The following is a 19,445-nucleotide window of genomic DNA, read 5'->3' on the forward strand; positions in this document are numbered from 1 at the left end:
ACGGCGTGATCTCGTCGGCGAACTCGCCGGCCTGCTGCGCGGCGATCGCGCGGCGATGCGACTCGAGCGCGAACGCGTCCTGCCGTTCACGCGTCACCTTCCACTGCGCTGCGACCTTCTCGGCCGTCAGGCCCATGCCGTAGGCGATGCCGACGTTCTCGTCGCGCGCGAACACGGCCGGGTTGAACGACGGCTTGTTGCCGCTCATCGGCACCATGCTCATGCTCTCGACGCCGCCGGCGATCATCACCTCGGCCTCGCCGACGCGGATGCGGTCGGCGGCCATCTGCACCGCGGTCAGCCCCGACGCGCAGAAGCGGTTGACGGTGACGCCACCGACCGAGTTCGGTAGCCCGGCCAGCAGCGCGGCGACGCGCGCCACGTTCAGCCCCTGCTCGCCCTCGGGCATCGCGCAGCCGACGACGGCGTCCTCGATCGCCTTCGCGTCGAGCCCGGGCACCTGCTTCAAGGCCCCCTGGATCGCCGCGACCAGCAGGTCGTCCGGGCGCGTATTCCTGAAGTAGCCACGGCCCGACCTGCCGATCGGCGTTCGGGTGGCGGCGACGATGTAGGCGTCCTGAACTTGTCTCATCAGACTCTCCTGTGAGGCGCCGAAGGCGCTTCGGGGGTGGTCAATTCCTCACCGGCTTGCCCGTCTGGAGCATGCCCATGATGCGTTCCTGCGTCTTCGGGTGGTCGAGCAGCGCGCAGAAGTGCTTGCGCTCGAGCGCCATCAGGTACTCCTCGGTCACCGGCGTGCCGGCATCCACGTCGCCGCCGCACACCACGTCGGCGACGAGCGCACCGAGGTGGTAGTCGTGCGCGCTGATCTGGCCGCCGTCGCGCATCGCCACCAGCTGCGCCTGGATCGTCGCCTTCGCCGAACGGCCGGCCACGGGGAACGGCGCCCGCAGCGGCGGCCGCCAGCCGGCGTCGGCCATCGCTTTGGCCTGGCCGATCGCGACGTGCAGCAACTCGTCCTTGTGCGCGACGATGACGTCGCTGTCGAGCAGGTAGCCGAGCTTGCGGCTCTCGAGCGCGCTGGTGCCGACCTTGGCCATCGCCGCGGCCAGGTAGCCGTCGCGCAGGAAGCTCAGCAGGTCGCTGCCCGGCGCCGCAGCGGCCATCTCGGCGGCGCGCCGCGCGATGTAGGCCAGGCCGCCGCCGCCCGGGATCAGCCCGACGCCGACCTCGACCAGGCCGACGTAGGTCTCCATGTGCGCGACGCGACGCGCGCAGTGCACGGCGATCTCGCAACCGCCGCCCAGCGCGATGCCGCGCATCGCCGCGACCACCGGCACCTGCGCGTAGCGGATGCGCAGCATCGCGTCCTGCAGCTTCTTCTCCTCCGGGGCGATGCCCTTCGAGCCGTGCTTCATGAACACCGGCATCAGCGCCTCGAGGTTCGCGCCGGCGGAGAACACGTCGTCGGGCGACCAGATCACGAGCCCGGCGTAGTCCTGCTCGGCGATCTCGATGGCCTTGAGCAGACCCTCGGTCACCGCCGGGCTGATCAGGTGTAGCTTGGCGGTGATGCTGGCCACCAGCACCTCGCCGTCGGGCGTCCACACGCGAATCTCGTCGTTGGCGAACACCTCGGTGCCGCTGTTCAGCGGCTCGATCGCGCCGGCACCGAGCACGCGCTCGGGGAACTGCTGGCGCTGGTACACCGGCAGGGTGCTGCGCCCGACCCAGCGCGAGTGCGCCGCGCTCCACGACCCCTCGGCGCGGTGCACGCCGCCGTTGGCGGCCACCGGGCCGTCGAACACCCACGCCGGCAGCGGCGCGCTGCTCAGCGCCTTGCCGGCATCGATGTCCTCCTTGACCCACTGCGCGACCTGCGACCAGCCCGCGGCCTGCCACAGCTCGAACGGGCCCTGCTTCATGCCGAAGCCCCAGCGCATCGCGAAGTCGACGTCGCGCGCGCTGTCGGCGATCTCGCCCAGGTGCACCGCGGCGTAGTGGAACGCGTCGCGCAGGATCGCCCAGACGAACTGCGCCTGCGGGTTGCTGCTGTCGCGCAGCAGCTTCAGCCGCTCGGCGGGCGGCTTCTTCAGGATGCGCTCGACGATCGCGTCGGCCTTGCCGCCGGCCGGCACGTACTCGCCCTTGGCCGGATCCAGGCGCAGGATGACCTTGCCGTCCTTGCGGTAGAAGCCCGCGCCGCTCTTCTGCCCCAGCGCACCCTTGTCGATCAGCCCCGCGAGCACCGGCGGCGTCGCGTAGCTGGCGTAGAACGGATCGCCCTGCAGGTTGTCCTGCATCGTCTTGATCACGTGCGCCATCGTGTCCAGGCCGACGACGTCGGCGGTGCGGAAGGTGCCGCTGGAGGCGCGACCCATCTTCTTGCCGGTCAGGTCGTCGACGACGTCGTACGACAGTTCGAAATTCGCCGCCTCGTGGATCGTCGCCAGCATGCCGGCAATGCCGACGCGGTTGGCGATGAAGTTCGGCGTGTCCTTCGCGCGCACCACGCCCTTGCCGAGCGTGGTCGTGCAGAAGGTCTCGAGCTGGTCGAGCACGCCGGCCAGCGTGGCCGGCGTCGGGATCAGCTCGACGAGCTGCATGTAGCGCGGCGGGTTGAAGAAGTGGATGCCGCAGAAGCGCGCGCGCATCTCCTCGGGCAGCGCCTCGCCGAGCCGGGTGATGCTCAGCCCGGAGGTGTTCGACGCCAGGATCGCGTGCGGCGCGACGAACGGTGCGATGCGCTGGTACAGCGCGAGCTTCCAGTCCATGCGCTCGGCGATCGCCTCGATCACGAGGTCGCAATCCTTGAGCAGATCGCTGTGCTCGTCGTAGTTGGCCGGCTGGATCAGCGCGGCGTCGTCGACGACGCCCAGCGGCGAAGGCTTGAGCTTCTTCAACCCGTCGATGGCCTTCAGCGCGATGCCGTTCTTCGGGCCCTCCTTGGCGGCCAGGTCGAACAGCACGACGGGCACGCGCACGTTGACCAGATGGGCCGCGATCTGCGCGCCCATCACGCCGGCGCCGAGCACGGCGACCTTGCGCACCTGGAACTTCTTCATCGATGTCACTCCTGAGAACTCGGGGGACCGCCCGCGGCCGTCGGGCCGCCGTCGGGGCCGGGGGCCGGCGTCACTCGACGCGCAGCCAGGTCTGGTTGCGGTAGAACGGCCCGATGAACCCGCGCACCTCGAGCGCCTTGCCGCCGTCCTTGGGTGTCATGCGCACGCGGTAGACCTTGCCGTTGTTCGGGTCGAGGATGGTGCCGCCGTCCCAGTACGCCTCGTCGGGGTTCTTCTTCACCCCCTCGACGATGGTCATGCCCAGCACCGGCTGGTCCTTGCGAGCGTCGCTGCACTTGTCGCACTTCGCGTCCTGCTTGGACGGGTCGTTGAGCTTCTCGACCTTGCCGACGAGGATGCCCGCGTTGTCGACGATGCGCACCAGCGACTTCTCCTGCTTGGTCTCGTCGTCGATCGTGCGCCACAGGCCGACCGGGGTCGACTGCGCGGCGGCCAGCGTCGCGGCGCCGGCCAGCAGCACGGTCAGGGTGATTCGCTTGAACATGGGCGTCTCCTCGGGTTTCAGAACAGCGCTTCGTCCATCGCCATCAGCGGCTCGAGGCCGGCGCGCGCGCTGCGGATCAGGCCGGCGGTCTCGGGCAGCAGTTTCGCAAAGTAGAAGCGTGCGGTGTGCAGCTTCGCGACGTAGAACGGGTCGCCACCGGCCTGCCTGTCGAGCGCGATCTTCGCCATGCGCGCCCAGAAGTAGGCGAACACCAGGTGGCCGCACACGCGCAGGTAGTCGACCGCCGCGGCGCCGACCTCGTCGGGGTTCTTCATCGCCTTGAAGCCGAGCTCGGTGGTCAGCTTGGTGACCTTGTCGCCGAGGTCGGCCAGCGGGTTGACGAACTCGAGCATCTTCTCGTCGACGCCGTTGTCCTCGACGAACTGGGCGATGTGCTTGCCGAACGCCTTGAGCTTCCTGCCGTTGTCGCCGAGCACCTTGCGCCCGAGCAGGTCGAGCGACTGCACCGTGTTCGTGCCCTCGTAGATCATGTTGATGCGCGAGTCGCGCACGTACTGCTCCATGCCCCACTCGGCGATGTAGCCGTGGCCGCCGAACACCTGCAGACAGTGCGACGTGGCGATCCAGCCGTTGTCGGTGAAGAACGCCTTGATGATCGGCGTCAGCAGCGCGACCTCGTCGGCGCAGGCCTTGCGCACCTCGGGGTCGGGGTGGTGCAGTTCCTTGTCGATCAGCAGCGCGGTGTGCATCGCCACCGCGCGGCCGCCCTCGGCGTAGGCGCGCGCGGTGAGCAGCATCTTGCGCACGTCGGGGTGCACGATGATGCGGTCGGCGCCCTGGTCGGGTTCCTTGGGGCCGGACAGTGCGCGCATCTGGCGGCGCTCCTTGGCGTAGGCCGCGGCGTTCTGGTACGCGGACTCGGTCAGGCCGAGCGACTGGTTGCCCACGCCCAGGCGTGCGGCGTTCATCATCACGAACATCGCCTGCAGGCCCTTGTTCGGCTCGCCGACCAGCGTGCCGACGGCACCGTCGAGGTTCATCTGGCAGGTCGCGTTGCCGTGGATGCCCATCTTGTGCTCGATCGCACCGCAGGTGATCGCGTTGCGCGCGCCGAGCCGGCCGTCGGCGTCGACGAGGTACTTGGGCACGACGAACAGGCTGATGCCCTTGTTGCCCGCCGGCGCATCGGGCAGCCGCGCGAGCACCAGGTGCACGATGTTCTCGACCATGTCGTGCTCGCCGGCGCTGATGAAGATCTTCTGCCCGGTCAGCTTGTAGGTGCCGTCGGCCTGCGGCTCGGCCTTGGTGCGCAGCAGCCCGAGGTCGGTGCCGCAGTGCGGCTCGGTCAGGCACATCGTGCCGGTCCAGTGGCCGCTGGTCAGCTTGGGCAGGTACATGCGCTTCTGCGCGTCGGTGCCGTGGATCGTCAGGCACTCGTAGGCGCCGTGCGTCAGCCCCGGGTACATCGTCCAGGCCTGATTGGCGCTGTTGAGCATCTCGTACATGCACTGGTTCAGCAGCACCGGCAGGCCCTGGCCGCCGAACTCGGGCTCGCACGGCAGCGCCGGCCAACCGCCTTCGACGAACGCGGCGTAGGCCTCCTTGAACCCGGTGGGCGTGCGCACCTCGTGGCTGGCCTTGTCGAGCTTGCAGCCTTCGCGGTCGCCGACCGCGTTCAGCGGCGCCAGCACCTCGGCGGCGAACTTGCCGGCCTCGGCGACGACGGCGTCGAGCGTGTCGGCGTCGACCTCGGCGTGGCGCGGGATCTCGCGCAGCGCGTCGACCGCGTTCAGCACCTCGTGCATGACGAACTGCATGTCGCGCAACGGGGGGGTGTAGGTGGGCATGGGCAACTCCTTGGTACGACGTCGACGGAAGAAAACGGGTTCAGGGCTGCGCCACGGCGACGCGGTCGGCGCGCCGCCCCTTGGCGGTGGCGTAGTGCGCGACCAGGCGCGCGAAGCCGGCGCGTGCGCGGTCGAGCGCGCCGGGCATGCGCAGGAAGCGCGCGTCGTGGTGCAGCGCGAGGATCAGGCCGTGGACCTCGAACAGCATCTGCTGCGCGTCGGTGTCGGGCCGCAAGTGGGCTTCTTCGATCGCGATGCGGATCGCACGTTCCAGCGCCGCGTGCCAGGCCTGCACCATCGCGGCCAGCGCGTCGCGCACCGGGCCGGGCCGGTCGTCGAACTCGACGGCGCCGCTGATGTAGATGCAACCCGAGTCGATCTCCATCGACACGCGACGCACCCAGCGCTCGAACAGCGCGGCCAGGCGCGGCAGGCCGCGCGCCTCGCGCACGGCGGGGAAGAACACTTCGTCCTCGAAACGGCGGTGGTACTCGCGGATCACCGAGATCTGCAGTTCCTCGCGCGAGCCGAAGTGGGCGAACACGCCCGACTTGCTCATCTGCATCAACTCGGCCAGCGCGCCGATCGACAGCCCCTCGAGCCCCATGTGCGACGCCAGCCCCAGCGCGGCGTCGAGGATCGCGGCGCGCGTCTGCTGGCCCTTGTGCAATGCGCCGCGCGCACTGCGCGTGCCCGCGCGGGCCGGCGCGGCGCGGTCGGCAAACTCGGTGTCGCCGCGTTCGGCTGCGGTGGCGGGAGGCGTCATCGACTCGGGTTCGGAATGAAACGAACGATCGTTCTATTTTGCAGACTCGCGCGCGGCTGCACAGGCCCCGGCAGCGCGATTTCTAGGCGCACCCACCTAGAGCGGGGGCCGCGTTCGCGATGGATCGCCTCGAAGCCGAGGGTTAACCCTTGTTTCGATGACGGCCCCGACCATCGACGTGCGTCGGTCGAGCGCACGCCCGAACGAAGATCACGGCGGTCGCTCGGGGGAGGGGGGGCAATCGGTGGCTTCGTCGCGGCAAGGCGGCTCGCCGTCGGGCACGCGGGGCAGGCAAAGGCGCGCGGTGCGACGCTGGGCGGCGTCGACCCGCATCGTCTGCCCGATCGCGCGGACGGCTGCCGCGTGCATGGCGCTGACGCGGCTAGCGGCGCACACACGCGGCCTGCGGCCCGCCTGAATGCCGCCGGCACGATGCCGGCGACGCGCCCACGGCTCGATGACACGCCGATGACGGCGTGGCGGCCACACGTCGCTATTGAAGCGCCTGCGCGGATTGTTTAATCTCCGTCAGTTGCGCCCGGCACGTTTCCTGCGGTCGTGGCGGTGTCGGAGGTGGTCTTCTTGGACGTGTTGCAACTCGACGTGTCGGGCCGGCCGCAGGCCTGGATCTCGGCCCGCGAGGCCGCGGTGCTCTACGCCAGCGACGGCGTCGCGTGGACACTCGGCGAAGCATGCCAAGTGCTGCGCGGCGGCATCCAGCGCACGACGGGGCGGCAGTCGCGCATCGCGGTGCACCCGATCGTCGCGGTGCGCGGCGCGATTCCGAGCCGCGCATGGCGGCAGGTGCCGGCCCTGTCCAACCCCAAGTTGTTCGCACGCGACCGCCTCGTGTGCGCCTACTGCGGCGGGCGCTTCCACTTCGACGAACTGACCCGGGAGCACATCGTGCCGACCTCGCGCGGCGGCGACGACAGCTGGATGAACTGCATCACCGCGTGCCGGGCCTGCAACGGGCGCAAGGGCAACCGCCTGCCCGAGGAAGCGCGCATGACGCTGATGTACCTGCCCTACGTGCCCAGCCTGCACGAGGACATGATCCTTCGCGGCCGGCGCATCCTCGCCGACCAGATGGACTTCCTGCTGGCCAGCGTGCCGCGCTCGAGCCGGCTGCACGGCTGACGGCGCCCGCGGGTCAACCGCGGGCCGCAGCGGCCCGTTGTCAGGGCATTCCATGGAGAAGTCGATGCCCCGAGCCCTGATCGCGCTGGCGCTGGCCGCCGGCGTGGCCGCGTGTTCCACCACCAGCCCCGACGTCGTGCAGCGCGGCGACGCGCAGCGGCTCTCGACCGTGCAGGACGCCACCGTGCTCGCGGTGCGCGACGTCGTCGTCGACGGCTCGCAGAGCGGCACCGGCGCCGCCGCCGGCGGCGTCGTCGGCGGCGTGCTCGGCGGCTCGCGCAGCGGCGGTGCCGAGGCGGTGGCGATCGGCGTTGTCGGCGCCGTGGCCGGCGCGGTGATCGGCAACACCATCGAGCGTGCGGCCACGCGCGAGTCGGCCGTCGAGCTGATGCTGCAGATGCGCAACGGCGACCGTCGCGCGATCGTGCAGGCCCAGGGCGACGAGCGCTTCCAGCCGGGCGACGCGGTGATCCTCGTCACCTCGGGGGGCCGCACGCGCGTGACCAAGGCGCCGCCGGGCACCGTGCCGGCGCCGGTGAAGCCGGAGCCGGTGTACACGCCGGGCGGGCGACCGTAGCACGCGGGGGCGCCGCGTGCGGCGCTAGGATGCGGGCTCCTCCGGAGACCCGCCATGACCGCACGCACCACGCCCCCGTTCCGCGCCGACCACGTCGGCAGCTTCCTGCGCCCGCCCTACCTGCTCGAGGCGCGCGAGAAGAAGGCCCGTGGCGAGATCAGCGCCGCGCAGCTGCGCGAGGTCGAGGACCGTGCGATCGCCGAGATCGTGCAGTTCCAGCACGACGTCGGCCTGCAGTCGATCACCGACGGCGAGTTCCGCCGCACCTACTTCCACATCGACTTCCTCGAGCAGCTCGGCGGCGTGAAGACCGACGTGCCGGTGACCGTCCGCAAGCCCGACGGCACCGAGGAGCTCGCGCCGCCGGTGATGCGCGTCGTCGACAAGGTGCGCCACGCGAAGGACATCCAGCGTGCCGACTTCGAGTTCCTGAAGGCGCAGGTCGCGCGACTCGCGCCCGGCGCGACGCCGAAGGTGACCATCCCGTCGCCGACGATGCTGCACTTCCGCGGCGGACGCGCCGGCATCAGCCGCGACGCCTACCCCGAGCTCGACCCGTACTTCTACGACGACGTCGCGAAGGCCTATGGCGACGAGCTGCAGTCGCTCGCCGACGCCGGCTGCACCTACGTGCAGATGGACGACACCAACATGGCCTACCTGTGCGACGAGAAGATGCGCGAGGCCGCGCGCCAGCGCGGCGACGACCCCAACGAGCTGCCGCACCGCTACGCGCAGTTCATCAACAAGGTGGTCGCGCGCAAGCCCGCGGGCATGACGCTGGCGATGCACCTGTGCCGCGGCAACTTCAAGAGCACCTTCGCCGCGCAGGGCAACTACGAGCCGGTGGCCGAGGCACTGCTCGCCGAGATGAACCTCGACGCGTACTTCATGGAGTACGACGACGACCGCAGCGGGGACTTCCGCCCGCTGCGCTTCCTGCCCAAGGGCAAGATCGTCGTGCTCGGCCTGGTGACGACCAAGTTCGGGCAGCTCGAGAGCAAGGACGACCTGAAGCGCCGCATCGGCGAGGCGGCGCAGTACGCACCGCTCGAACAGCTGGCACTGAGCCCGCAGTGCGGCTTCTCGAGCACGGTGCACGGCAACAACATCGCCGTCGACGACCAGCGGCGCAAGCTGCGACTGGTCGTCGAGACCGCGCGCGAGGTCTGGGGCTGACGAGGGCGGCGCCGTCTCCGTCACCCCCCCTCATCCGCGGGGGCGGCGCCCCCGCGACCGGTGGAGTGCCAACCCCCGGGCGCGCGCGCAACATCGGGGCATCGAGGTCACGACGGTGGAGTCGAGCATGCCCAGCACCGCGCAAACCCACCCGTGCCACCGCGACGGCATCGACCACAGTGCGTCGGCGCCGCCGGTGGAGATCCCGCGCGACCACGTCGGCGAGTTCGTGATCCCGGGCACCGGAAAACACGTCTGGTGGACCGGGCGCGTCGCGATCGGCCTGCGCTACGAGCCGCCGCGCCGCTGCGACACGACGCCCGAGTCGTCGCGCTGGCTCCAGTCACTGCTGCTGCGGCGCAACGGCGGCGCGATGGGGCCGCGGTCGCTGGTAGGCCGTGCTGGGATCGAACCAGCGACCAAGGGATTATGAGTCCCCTGCTCTAACCACTGAGCTAACGGCCCGCGGGCCGCGATCGTAGCGCCTTCGTCGAAGCGATCACCGGAATCGGTGGTCGCATCGGTCGCGGCGCGTCACTTGCCCGACTTGAACGTCTGGAACACGCGCGTCTGCACGCGCCGCGCTTCGTTGGGCAGCGTGCGCGGCACCGCGAGCTTCTTGATGTCGGCTTCCGACAGGAAGATCGTCGGGTTCTTCGCCAGTTCGGGCTTGACGAACTGCTTCGACGCCGGGTTTGGGTTGCCGTAGAAGACCTCGTTGGTCAGCGATGCGTGCACCTCGGGGCGCAGGATGTAGTTGATGAAGGCGTGCGCCGCGTCGACGTTCTTCGCGTCCTTCGGGATCGCCATCGTGTCGAGGAACATCGTCGCGCCGCGCGGCGGGATCAGCGGCTTGATCGTGAAGCCGGCCTTCGCCTCGGCGGCGCGCTCGTTGGCGATGTTGAAGTCGCCCGAGTAGCCGAGCGACACGCACAGCATGCCACCGGCGAGGTCGTTGATCGGGCCGGGCGAGAAGATGCGCGTGACGTACGGGCGCGCCTTCATCAGCACCTCGCGCGCCGCGTCGTAGTCCTTCGCGTTGGTGCTGTAGCCGTCCTTGCCGGCGTAGATCATCGCCACCGGCACGACCTCGCTGGCCGAGTCGAGCACGTGGATGCCGCAGCCCTTGAGCTTGCTCGCGTATTCGGGCTTGAAGATCAGGTCCAGCGGGTTCTCCGGCATCGGCGTCGTGCCGAGCGCGGCTTTGACTTTCTGCTCGTTGATGCCCACCGTGACGAAGCCCCACATCCAGGTCACGAGGTGCTTGTTGCCCGGGTCGGCCTCGGCGAGCTTGGCCTGCAAGGCGGGGTCGAGGTTCTTCAGGTTCGGGATCTTCGCCGGGTCGAGCGGCTGGAAGATGCCGCCCTTGATCTGCTGCGCCGCGAAGTGCGCGCTGGGCACGACGATGTCGTAGCCGGTGCGCCCGGCCACCAGCTTGGCGTGCAGCGTCTCGTTGCTCTCGATCGTCGCGTCGTACTTGGTCTTGATCCCGGTTTCCTTCTCGAAGTTGGCGATGACGTCGGGGCCGATGTAGTCGGCCCAGTTCATCACGTTGAGCGTCTTCGCGCCGCCCTGCGCGAGCGCGCCGCCGGAGGCGCCCAGGCACAGCGCGATCGCGGCACAGAGGGTCGAACACCGAGGAAACCGGACCATGGAAGACTCCTGAAGGCAGGACAAGGAACGGCGCCCAGCGGGCGCCTGCGGCCACCGACGCCGCGCAGACCTGGGGCGACGCGGGAAGTTCCGTCGTCTCGACGCCGGCGCCGCGGCCGCGGCGCGCAGTATGCCCAAGCCACGCGGGGGCACGCGCCGGTCAGTGGCGGTGATGCGACAGCGCGTGGCTGACCAGTCGCGACGTGATGTCGACGATCTGGATCATGCGCTCGTAGGGCATGCGCGTCGGCCCGATGACCCCCAGCGTGCCGACGACCTCGCCGTCGACGACGTACGGCGCCGACACGACCGACAAGGCCTCGAACGGCACCACCCCGCTCTCGCCGCCGATGTAGATGCGCACCCCCTCGGCGCGGCTGGACACTTCGAGCAGGCGCATCAGCTCGGTCTTGCGTTCGAACAGGTCGAACAGCTTGCGCAGTGCGCCGAGGTCGCTGCCGAAGTCCTGCACCTCGAGCAGGTTGCGCTCGCCGCTGACCACCACCTGCTCGGTGCTCTCGGCCAGCGCCTCGCTGCCCGCCTGCACCGCCGCCTGCATCAGCGTGGCGATCTCGCCGCGCAGTGCCTCGATCTCGGTCTTCAGGCGCTCGCGGATGCCGTCCAGGCTCAGCCCGGCGTAGTGCGAGTTCAGGTAGTTCGTCGCCTCGACGAGTTCGCCCTGCGTGTAGTCGCGCGCGGTGACGATCACGCGGTTCTGCACGTCGCCGTCGGCGTCGACCAGGATCACCAGCACGCGCCGCTCGGACAGGCGCAGGAACTCGATGTGGCGGAACACGCCGGCCTTGCGCGGCGAGGTGACGACGCCGACGAAGTGGGACAGGTTCGACAGCACCTGCGCGGCCTGCGCGATGACGCGCTGCGGCTGGTCGGCCTGCACCTGCTCGCGCACCGCCGCCAGGCCGGGGTCGACGCGCGACAGGTCCAGCGGCTGCGCGGTGAGCATGGTGTCGACGAACACGCGGTAGCCGCGCGCGGTGGGCACGCGCCCGGCGCTGGTGTGCGGACTGGCGATCAGGCCGAGCTCTTCGAGGTCGGCCATCACGTTGCGGATGGTCGCCGGGCTCAGCTCGAGCCCGCTGGCGCGCGACAGCGTGCGCGAGCCCACCGGCTGGCCGTCGGCGATGTAGCGTTCGACCAGGGTCTTCAGCAGCGTGCGGGCGCGCTCGTCGAGCATGTTTTCATTGTAGTGACAAGGGCTTGCGCGCGCCCCGCCTCCCCCCTCGCGCGGCGGGGCCGTATGGTGTAATCGTCGCCATGGCGAGTCGCTTCCGTCACGCGGCGCTGGTCGGCAAGTACCAGGCCCAGGGCATCCGGCCGGTGCTCGACGACATCGCCCATTTCCTGATCGGCCTGGGCCTGGACGTCTCGCTCGAGGCCGACACCGCGCGCAACACCGGGATCACCGAGTACGGCGCGCACGAACCCGCCGACCTGGGCCGCCACTGCGACCTGGCGGTGGTCGTCGGCGGCGACGGCACGATGCTGGGCATCGCGCGCGAACTGGCGCGCCACCACGTGCCGCTGGTGGGCATCAACCAGGGGCGGCTGGGCTTCATCACCGACGTGCCGGTCGACCGCTACCGCGACGCGCTGGGCACGATGGTCGCCGGCGACTACGAGGAAGAGCACCGCGCGATGCTCGAAGGCGGCGTGTGGCGCGACGGCACCTGCATCTTCAGCGAGTTCGCGCTCAACGAGATCGTCGTCAACCGCGGCGCCACCGCGGGCATGGTCGAGTTGCGTGTGGCCGTCGGCGAGGAACAGATCGTCGGGCTGCGCGCCGACGGCCTGATCGTCGCCACGCCGACCGGCAGCACCGCGTACGCGCTGTCGGCCGGCGGGCCGATCGTGCACCCGGCGATCGCCGGCTGGCTGATGGTGCCGATCGCGTCGCACACGCTGTCCAACCGCCCGATCGTGCTGCCCGACGACGGCGAGATCACGGTCGAGGTGGTCGCCGGGCGCGACGCCTCGGTCAACTTCGACATGCACCGACTGGCCAGCCTGTTGCACGGCGACCAGGTGCGGCTGCGCCGGTCGGCACACAAGGTGCGCTTCCTGCACCCGCGCGGGTGGAGCTACTACGGCACCCTGAGGCGCAAGCTGCGGTGGTATGAGTAGGCTCCCCCCCGAAGCGCCTTCGGCGCCTCCTGCCCGGGCGACGAAGGGGCCCGATCGGTCCCCATGGGGCGCCGCCCGCGGGCCGGCGAAGCCGGACCCGTGGCTGCCGCTCGACGCTTGCAGGGCGTCGCCCTGCGGTTCGCGCCACCCGCGGCCGGGGCGCTGACATGCTGCGGCGGCTGGTCCTGCGGGACTTCGTCATCGTCGACACGCTCGAGCTCGAGCTGGGGCCGGGGTTCACGGTGCTCACCGGCGAGACCGGTGCCGGCAAGTCGATCCTCGTCGACGCGCTGCAGCTCGCGCTGGGCGCGCGCGGCGACGCGGGCGTGGTGCGCGAAGGCGCGGCGCGCACCGAGATCGGCGCCGAGTTCGACACGCCCGAGGCGCTGCGCGGCTGGCTCGACGAGGCCGGCTTCCCGGGCGACGACACGCTGCTGCTGCGTCGCGCGATCGACGCGCAGGGCCGCAGCCGCGCCTGGGTCAACGGCAGCCCGGCCACCGTCGCGCAGCTGCGCGAGGCGGCCGACCGGCTGGTCGAGATCCACGGTCAGCACGCTTGGCAGAGTCTGACGCGCCCGGCGGCGGTGCGCGCGCTGCTCGACGCGCAGGCCGGCGTCGACACCGCCGAGCTGGCGCGCCGCTTCGCCGCGTGGAAGTCGGCGCAGCAGGCGCTCGAGCGTGCGCGCCACGAAGCCGGGCAGGCCGAACGCGAGCGCGAGCGGCTGGCCTGGCAGATCGCCGAGATCGAGCGCCTGGCGCCCGGCGCCGACGAGTGGGACATGCTCAACGCCGAGCACCAGCGCCTGGCGCACGCGCAGTCGCTGCTCGACGCCGCGCACGCGGCGCAGGCCGCGGTCGACGGCGGCGACGACGACGACGACGGCGTCGGCGTCGGCGCCGCCGCGCTGGTGCAGCGCGCGCTCGACGCGCTGGGCGGAGTCGCCACGTACGACGCCCGGCTCGCGCCGGTGATCGAGGTGCTGCAGGGCGCGCAGGCGCAGCTGCAGGACGCTGCGCACACGCTGGGCGGCTACCTCGGTCACGTCGAGCTCGACCCGGACCGCCTCGCCACGCTCGACGCGCGGCTGGCGTCGTGGCTCGCGCTGGCGCGCCGCCACCGCCGGCCGCCGGCCGAGCTGCCGGCGCTGCTCGACGGCTGGCGGCGCGAGCTCGCCGCGCACGACGCCGCCGCCGACGTCGACGCGCTCGAGGCCGCTCAGGGCGCCGCCGAGCGCGCCTGGCGCGACGAGGCGCGGCGTGTCAGCGCCGCGCGCCACGCCGCGGCACCGCGGCTGGCGGCGGCGGTGACGCAGGCGATGCAGCAGCTGGGCATGGCCGGCGGCCGCTTCGAGGTCGCGCTGCCGGCGCAGGACACGCCGCAGAGCTTCGGGCTGGAGAGCGTCGAACTGCTCGTCGCCGGGCACGCCGGCAGCGCGCCGAGGCCGCTGGCCAAGGTCGCGTCGGGCGGCGAGCTGTCGCGGCTCGCGCTGGCGGTCGCGGTGACGACCACGGCCGCCGGCGGCGGCGCCGCGACGCTGATCTTCGACGAGATCGACGCAGGCATCGGCGGCGCGGTCGCCGACACCGTCGGGCGGCTGATGAAGCAGCTCGGCGCGCGCCAGCAGGTGCTCGCCGTCACGCACCTGGCCCAGGTCGCCGCCTGCGCCGACGCACACCTGGTCGTGCGCAAGGTCGAACGCGACGCCGCCGCCGTCAGCGAGCTGAGTGCTGTCGGCGGCGAGGCACGCGTGGCGGAGATCGCGCGCATGCTCGGCGGCGCGCACCTGGCCGGCACCGGTGCGCAGCACGCGCAGGCGATGTTGCGCCAGGCCGGCGCGCCGGCCGGGCCGCGCGCCGGAGCGGCGCGGCCACCGCGGACCCGCCCGTGAACACGCGCCGGCCGGGCGATGCGCGCGGGCCGGCAGGCGAGGCCGGGGCGCCCGCGCCCAGCGCCACGGCGGCGAGCGACCGCGAGGTCGTGCTCGTCACCGGCATCTCGGGCTCGGGCAAGTCGGTGGCGCTGCATGCGCTCGAGGACGCCGGCTTCTTCTGCGTCGACAACCTGCCGCCGGAACTGCTGCGCGACTTTCTGCGCGTCGAGGCCGACCACGACGTGCGCCGCGTCGCGATCGCCGTCGACGTGCGCACCACCGGGGCGCTGCCGCACCTGCTGCCGCTGCTCGAGCAGCTGCGCGGCGAAGGCGTCGCGATCCGCTCGCTGTTCCTCGACGCCGACACCGACACGCTGGTGCGGCGCTTCTCGGAAACACGTCGCCCTCACCCGCTGGCCAAACCCGCCGCCGACCAGCACCGCGCGCTGATCGAGGCGATCGAGATCGAGCGCGAGCTGCTCGCCGAGCTGCGCGAGGTGTCGACGGTGATCGACACCAGCCAGCTGCGCCCGGCGCTGCTCGGCGCCTGGGTGCGCGACCTGGTGCAGGTCGGCGCGCGCTCGCTGACGCTGGTGTTCCAGTCGTTCGCGTTCAAGCACGGCGTGCCGCTGGATGCCGACTACGTGTTCGACGTGCGCGTGCTGCCGAACCCCTTCTACATCCGCGAGCTGCGCGCGCTGACCGGCCGCGACGACCCGGTGGCCGAGTACATCGAGGCGCAGCCCGAGGCGGTGGCGATGCTGCAGGACATCGAGGCCTTCCTGCGCCGCTGGCTGCCGTCGTTCGAGTCCGACCAGCGCAGCTACCTGACGGTAGCCATCGGCTGCACCGGCGGCCAGCACCGTTCGGTGTACTTCGTCGAGACGCTGGCGCGCCGCTTCGGCTTCGACCGTCCGGCGCTGGTGCGCCACCGCGAACTGGGGCCCACATGAGGTCGGCGCGGCGATGAACGACGACGCCGGCACCTTCGAGCTCGCGCTGTTCCCGCTGCGCATGGTGCTGTTCCCGGGCGGGCTGCTGCACCTGAAGGTGTTCGAGGCGCGCTACCTGGACCTCGTCAGCCGCTGCCTGCGCGACGGCTCAGGCTTCGGCGTGGTCTGCCTGCGCGAGGGTGGCGAGGTGCGCAGCGCCGGCGACGCGGTGCGCTTCGAAGACGCCGGCACGCAGGCGCGCATCGACGAGGTCGACGCGACGCAGCCCGGCATCCTGCAGGTGCGCTGCCGGGCGCAACGACGTTTCGCGCTGGCGGGCCCGGCGCGGCAGCAGGCCGACGGCCTGTGGACCGCGACGGTGCGCTGGCTGGCCGACGAGCCCGAGGCCGCGGTGCCGGCGGCGATGCGCGCGACCGCGCAGGCGCTGGGCAATGCGATCGAGGCGCTCGGCGCGCAGGGCGCGCGCCCGGTCGCCGAGCCGTACCGGCTCGACGACGCGGGCTGGGTGGCCAACCGATGGTGCGAGCTGCTGCCGATCCCGCTCGGCGCCAAGCAGCGGCTGATGCAGCTCGACGACCCGCTGCTGCGGCTCAAGCTGGTCGACGAGTTCCTGCGCCAGCGCGGCGTGGTCGCCGGCTGACCCCGACGCGGCCGACCCGCGTCAGTCGCCCTCGATCCACCGACGCACCGGCGCCGGCAGGCCCAGCGCCAGCGCTTCGTCGCGGTCGAACCAGCGGCCCGCGCCCAGCGAGCGTTCGACCTGCGCGCGCCGCGCCGCTGACAGGCGCGCCGGCAGCTCGTGGCGCCACGGGCGCAACTCCCAGTCGAAGTGCGTCAGCGTGTGCACGACCGGCTCGCACCAGCCCCCGAGCCCGGGCCAGTCCGCGACCACGCGCTCGAGCGCGTCGGCCGATGCGTGCTCGGGCAGGCTCCACAGCGACGCCCAGACGCCTGTGGACGGACGCTGCGCCAGCCACACCCGCGTTGCCTGCGTCAGCCACAGCAGCGCGTGGCGGCGGCGGCCGCGCTGCAGCCGGCGCGACTTCACCGGGAAGCGCTCGGGCTCGCCTTGGCGTCGCGCGACGCACATGTCGGCCAGCGGGCAGGCGCCGCAGCGCGGCGCGCGCGCGGAGCACACGGTCGCGCCGAGGTCCATCAGCCCCTGCGTGTAGACGTCGACACGACGCGCGGGCAGCAGTTCGTGCGCACGCTGCCACAGCGCGCGTTCGGCGGCAGCGCGGGCGAGGTCCTCGCCGAAGCCCAGCACGCGCGCGAGCACGCGCCTGACGTTGCCGTCGAGGATCGCGGCGCGCTCGCCGAAGCAGAACGCGGCGATCGCCGCCGCGGTCGACCGACCGATGCCCGGCAGCGTGGCCAGCGTCGCACTGTCGCGCGGGAACGCGCCGCCGTGCTCGCGCACCACCGCCTGCGCGCAACGGTGCAAGTTGCGCGCGCGGCCGTAGTAGCCGAGCCCGCTCCACAACGCGAGCACGTCGTCGAGCGACGCCTCCGCGAGCGACGCGACGTCGGGAAAACGCGCCAGGAAGTGCTCGTAGTACGCGACGACGGTGGTGACCTGCGTCTGCTGCAGCATGACCTCCGACAGCCACACGCGGTACGGGTCGCGCGTGCGCTGCCACGGCAGGTCGTGGCGGCCGTGGTGGCGCTGCCACGCGACGACGCGCGCGGCGATCCCGGTGCGCTCGCTCACGCCGCGCCGGCGCGTGTGCGCGGCGCGACCAGCGTCAGCGTCGGCGGCTCCTGCCGCCACGCCGGCAGCGCAGCGTCGGGGTCCGGTGCGCGCTGTGCGTGCTCGCGCAGCGCGCCGAACAGCGCCTGCAGCCGCGACAGCTGCTCGCGCTGGGTCTGGTCCTGCGACTCGACCTCGGCGATGCGCGACTCGAGCTCGCCGGTGGCGGCGCGGATGCGCTCGAGCGCGTCGCGCCGCCGCGCGAAGGCCTCGCGCCGCTCGCGCAGCTGCGCCTCGGCCTGCGCCGACGCGGCGCGGTTCCACTGCTCGAGTTCACCGATCGCCGCGTCGAACGGCGTGCGCAGGCGCGACCACACCGTGCGACGGAACTGCTCGAGGTAGCGTGGGTCAGCCAGCCGCAGCGCGTGCGCGAGCCCGAGGAAGCCGCCGACGTTGCGCTCGATGTCGGCGAGCTCGCGCAGCGTGCGCTCGAGCGACGGCGGCTCGGCGAGCGACAGCGCGAAGCCGAAGTCGGCGTTGAGCTGCGCGAAGCTGGCCTGCAGCATCTCGCGCGTCTCCTGGTTGCGCTTGGCGGCCACCCCCACCCGCTCGCGAAGGCGCTGGCACAGCGCGCCGAACAGCCGCCGCGCGCCCAGGCGCAGCAGCGTCGCGCCGATGTCGTGCTGCAGGCGGTCGACGTCGGCGCGCAGCCGGTCGATCGACAGCGCGTCGAGCGTGTGGCGCAGCATGCGAGAGTGCACTGCGCGCAGCGCACCCAGGCGCGCGACGCATCGCTCGAAGTCCTGCGCCTCGCCGCCGACGCGCTGCAGCATCAGCTGCACCTTGGCCTGGCTCTTGCCGCGCAGCCCGCGCAGTTCGAGCAGGTGCTCGGCGGCGTGGCGGCGCTGGTCGGTGAGCTGGCGCACTAGCCGCAGCTCGAGCGGCCCGAGCGCCTCGGCGAGCGCGCGCTGCAGCGCGTCGCGCCGGCGCGGCAGCAGGTCCTCGGCAAGCACCTCCTCGAAGGCCGGCAGCCGGCTGTCGAGCAACGGCAGGCGCTGCCCGTCGATACGCGCCGTCAGCGCCTGCCGCGCCGACAGCGCGAACACCTGCGACGGATCGAGCCCCAGCGCGGCGGCGGTGGTCTCGCGCTGGCGTTCGATCTGTGCGGCCACCTGCTCGCGCGTGAGCAGCGGGTCGGCGAGCACGTCGATCTTGTTGAGCACCGCGTAGCGCTGCATTGTCTGCGCGCCGAGCTGGTCGCGCCAGATGGCCAGGTCCGAACGCGTGACGCCGGTGTCGGCGCCGACGACGAACACCACCGCGTGCGCCGCCGGCAGCAGGCCGAGCGTCAGCGCGGCCTCGGCGCCGATGGCGTTCAGCCCCGGCGTATCGAGCACCACCAGCCCGCGCTCGAGCAGCGGGTGCGGGTAGTTGATCACCGCGTGGCGCCAGCTCGGAATCTCGACCAGTCCCTCGGCGACCAGCGGCGGGTTGTCGTCGGGGCGCTCGTCGTCCCACAGCCCCAGCGCACGCGCCTCGTCGATGGTCACCGCCTTCGTGCGCATGACCTCGCCGAGCGAGTCGGCCAGCCGCTCGGGTGAGTCGGTCTCGAGGCGGATGCGCGTCCACAGCTCGGGGCGGCGGCGCAGTTCGTCGAGCGATTGCGGCAGCGTGCGCGTGTCGATCGGCAGCAGCGCCAGCAGCGGCGGCTCGCCGCGCTGGCAGCCGATCTCCACCGGGCACATCGTCGTGCGCCCCGGCGTGGCCGGCAGGATGCGCCGGCCGCTGTCGGCAAAGAAGATGGCGTTGATCAGCTCGGACTTGCCGCGCGAGAACTCGGCGACGAACGCAACGACGACACGGTCGCCGCCGAGCCGGCGGCGCAGCGCGTCGAGCGTGTCGGCCGCCTCGGGGTCGAGCAGCGACATCGCACGCAGCGACTGGACCAACTCGGCGAGCTGGCGCTCCAGCGCGAGCCGCCAAGCGGCGAACGCGTCGAGGTGGCGGGCGAACGAACTGCTGTGCATGCGGGAGGCGGATGCCGCCGGCGGCACCGCGGCGCGACGGGGCCGTGCCACTGTAGCGCAGCGCCCCGGCGCGAAGGTGTCAACAAACGCGCGAAAGACGTGACGATG

General features: G+C 71.9%; 16 protein-coding genes and 1 tRNA gene. 7 read left to right on the forward strand and 10 right to left on the reverse strand.

The window, feature by feature from the left end; translation table 11 throughout:
- The 5 genes from PKC53_RS09015 to PKC53_RS09035 all read right to left on the reverse strand — a co-directional run.
- On the reverse strand, window positions 1-592 hold a 592-nt coding region (locus tag PKC53_RS09015; protein WP_324428142.1), incomplete at its 3' end, for a beta-ketoacyl synthase N-terminal-like domain-containing protein.
- A 40-nt stretch (window positions 593-632) separates the two neighbouring features.
- A complete protein-coding gene (locus PKC53_RS09020) occupies window positions 633-3,026 on the reverse strand; it encodes a 3-hydroxyacyl-CoA dehydrogenase/enoyl-CoA hydratase family protein (RefSeq protein WP_324428143.1) in 2,394 nt (797 codons plus the stop codon).
- A 70-nt stretch (window positions 3,027-3,096) separates the two neighbouring features.
- Window positions 3,097-3,531: a DUF2147 domain-containing protein gene (locus PKC53_RS09025; protein ID WP_324428144.1), complete on the reverse strand. Its 435-nt coding sequence runs from the start codon at window positions 3,529-3,531 to the stop codon at window positions 3,097-3,099.
- 17 nt (window positions 3,532-3,548) lie between these two features.
- Window positions 3,549-5,339, reverse strand: a complete 1,791-nt coding sequence (locus tag PKC53_RS09030) for an acyl-CoA dehydrogenase C-terminal domain-containing protein (protein WP_324428145.1) — start codon at window positions 5,337-5,339, stop codon at window positions 3,549-3,551.
- Between the two features lie 40 nt (window positions 5,340-5,379).
- On the reverse strand, window positions 5,380-6,105 hold the full coding sequence (locus PKC53_RS09035) for a TetR/AcrR family transcriptional regulator (RefSeq protein WP_324428146.1): 726 nt from the start codon (window positions 6,103-6,105) through the stop codon (window positions 5,380-5,382).
- 582 nt (window positions 6,106-6,687) lie between these two features.
- Here PKC53_RS09035 and PKC53_RS09040 point away from each other — a divergent pair.
- The 3 genes from PKC53_RS09040 (at window position 6,688) to PKC53_RS09050 (ending at window position 9,001) form a co-directional block, all read left to right on the forward strand.
- Complete coding sequence (locus PKC53_RS09040) at window positions 6,688-7,245, forward strand: HNH endonuclease (RefSeq protein WP_324428147.1); 558 nt, start codon at window positions 6,688-6,690, stop codon at window positions 7,243-7,245.
- A gap of 64 nt (window positions 7,246-7,309) precedes the next feature.
- Window positions 7,310-7,822 carry a hypothetical protein gene (locus PKC53_RS09045; protein WP_324428148.1) on the forward strand — a complete coding sequence of 171 codons (513 nt, stop codon included), beginning with the start codon at window positions 7,310-7,312 and terminating at the stop codon, window positions 7,820-7,822.
- A 54-nt stretch (window positions 7,823-7,876) separates the two neighbouring features.
- Window positions 7,877-9,001, forward strand: coding sequence for a 5-methyltetrahydropteroyltriglutamate--homocysteine S-methyltransferase (locus tag PKC53_RS09050; RefSeq protein WP_324428149.1), 1,125 nt, complete (start codon window positions 7,877-7,879; stop codon window positions 8,999-9,001).
- Window positions 9,002-9,390: 389 nt separating this feature from the next.
- Here the strand turns inward: PKC53_RS09050 and PKC53_RS09055 are convergent.
- The 3 genes from PKC53_RS09055 to hrcA form a co-directional block, all read right to left on the reverse strand.
- Window positions 9,391-9,466: transfer RNA gene (locus tag PKC53_RS09055), tRNA-Ile, on the reverse strand.
- Window positions 9,467-9,535: 69 nt separating this feature from the next.
- Complete coding sequence (locus tag PKC53_RS09060; protein ID WP_324428150.1) at window positions 9,536-10,654, reverse strand: polyamine ABC transporter substrate-binding protein; 1,119 nt, start codon at window positions 10,652-10,654, stop codon at window positions 9,536-9,538.
- Between the two features lie 160 nt (window positions 10,655-10,814).
- The gene (gene hrcA, locus PKC53_RS09065; RefSeq protein ID WP_324428151.1) at window positions 10,815-11,849 is read right to left on the reverse strand and encodes a heat-inducible transcriptional repressor HrcA; all 1,035 of its coding nucleotides are present in this window, start codon (window positions 11,847-11,849) and stop codon (window positions 10,815-10,817) included.
- Between the two features lie 80 nt (window positions 11,850-11,929).
- Here hrcA and PKC53_RS09070 point away from each other — a divergent pair, with 80 nt between their 5' ends.
- From PKC53_RS09070 to PKC53_RS09085, 4 genes are all read left to right on the forward strand, one after another.
- Entirely contained in the window at window positions 11,930-12,796 is an 867-nt protein-coding gene (locus tag PKC53_RS09070; RefSeq protein WP_324428152.1) for an NAD kinase, read from the forward strand.
- 167 nt (window positions 12,797-12,963) lie between these two features.
- Window positions 12,964-14,685, forward strand: a complete 1,722-nt coding sequence (gene recN, locus PKC53_RS09075; protein ID WP_324428153.1) for a DNA repair protein RecN — start codon at window positions 12,964-12,966, stop codon at window positions 14,683-14,685.
- Between the two features lie 89 nt (window positions 14,686-14,774).
- A complete protein-coding gene (gene rapZ / locus PKC53_RS09080; RefSeq protein WP_324428210.1) occupies window positions 14,775-15,620 on the forward strand; it encodes an RNase adapter RapZ in 846 nt (281 codons plus the stop codon).
- Between the two features lie 13 nt (window positions 15,621-15,633).
- Entirely contained in the window at window positions 15,634-16,260 is a 627-nt protein-coding gene (locus tag PKC53_RS09085) for an LON peptidase substrate-binding domain-containing protein (RefSeq protein WP_324428154.1), read from the forward strand.
- A gap of 21 nt (window positions 16,261-16,281) precedes the next feature.
- Here PKC53_RS09085 and mutY read toward each other — a convergent pair whose 3' ends face one another.
- Window positions 16,282-17,331 (reverse strand): A/G-specific adenine glycosylase, encoded by a 1,050-nt coding sequence (mutY, locus tag PKC53_RS09090; RefSeq protein ID WP_324428155.1) that lies wholly within the window; start codon window positions 17,329-17,331, stop codon window positions 16,282-16,284.
- On the reverse strand, window positions 17,328-19,337 hold the full coding sequence (locus tag PKC53_RS09095; protein WP_324428156.1) for a dynamin family protein: 2,010 nt from the start codon (window positions 19,335-19,337) through the stop codon (window positions 17,328-17,330). The genes mutY and PKC53_RS09095 overlap by 4 nt, the downstream gene beginning before the upstream one ends.
- Window positions 19,338-19,445 lie beyond the last annotated feature (108 nt).

The organism is Azohydromonas sp., from assembly GCF_035325925.1.
In the GTDB taxonomy this organism is placed as follows: Bacteria; Pseudomonadota; Gammaproteobacteria; order Burkholderiales; family Burkholderiaceae_C; genus Calidifontimicrobium.

What these genes read in the sequence shown, in the direction of transcription:
- PKC53_RS09020 (WP_324428143.1), bottom strand. Translation starts at nt 3,026, where the DNA reads ATGAAGAAGTTCCAGGTGCGCAAGGTCGCCGTGCTCGGCGCCGGCGTG.
- PKC53_RS09025 (WP_324428144.1), bottom strand. Translation starts at nt 3,531, where the DNA reads ATGTTCAAGCGAATCACCCTGACCGTGCTGCTGGCCGGCGCCGCGACG.
- PKC53_RS09030 (WP_324428145.1), bottom strand. Translation starts at nt 5,339, where the DNA reads ATGCCCACCTACACCCCCCCGTTGCGCGACATGCAGTTCGTCATGCAC.
- PKC53_RS09035 (WP_324428146.1), bottom strand. Translation starts at nt 6,105, where the DNA reads ATGACGCCTCCCGCCACCGCAGCCGAACGCGGCGACACCGAGTTTGCC.
- PKC53_RS09045 (WP_324428148.1), top strand. Translation starts at nt 7,310, where the DNA reads ATGCCCCGAGCCCTGATCGCGCTGGCGCTGGCCGCCGGCGTGGCCGCG.
- PKC53_RS09050 (WP_324428149.1), top strand. Translation starts at nt 7,877, where the DNA reads ATGACCGCACGCACCACGCCCCCGTTCCGCGCCGACCACGTCGGCAGC.
- PKC53_RS09060 (WP_324428150.1), bottom strand. Translation starts at nt 10,654, where the DNA reads ATGGTCCGGTTTCCTCGGTGTTCGACCCTCTGTGCCGCGATCGCGCTG.
- hrcA (WP_324428151.1), bottom strand. Translation starts at nt 11,849, where the DNA reads ATGCTCGACGAGCGCGCCCGCACGCTGCTGAAGACCCTGGTCGAACGC.
- PKC53_RS09070 (WP_324428152.1), top strand. Translation starts at nt 11,930, where the DNA reads ATGGCGAGTCGCTTCCGTCACGCGGCGCTGGTCGGCAAGTACCAGGCC.
- recN (WP_324428153.1), top strand. Translation starts at nt 12,964, where the DNA reads ATGCTGCGGCGGCTGGTCCTGCGGGACTTCGTCATCGTCGACACGCTC.
- PKC53_RS09085 (WP_324428154.1), top strand. Translation starts at nt 15,634, where the DNA reads ATGAACGACGACGCCGGCACCTTCGAGCTCGCGCTGTTCCCGCTGCGC.
- PKC53_RS09095 (WP_324428156.1), bottom strand. Translation starts at nt 19,337, where the DNA reads ATGCACAGCAGTTCGTTCGCCCGCCACCTCGACGCGTTCGCCGCTTGG.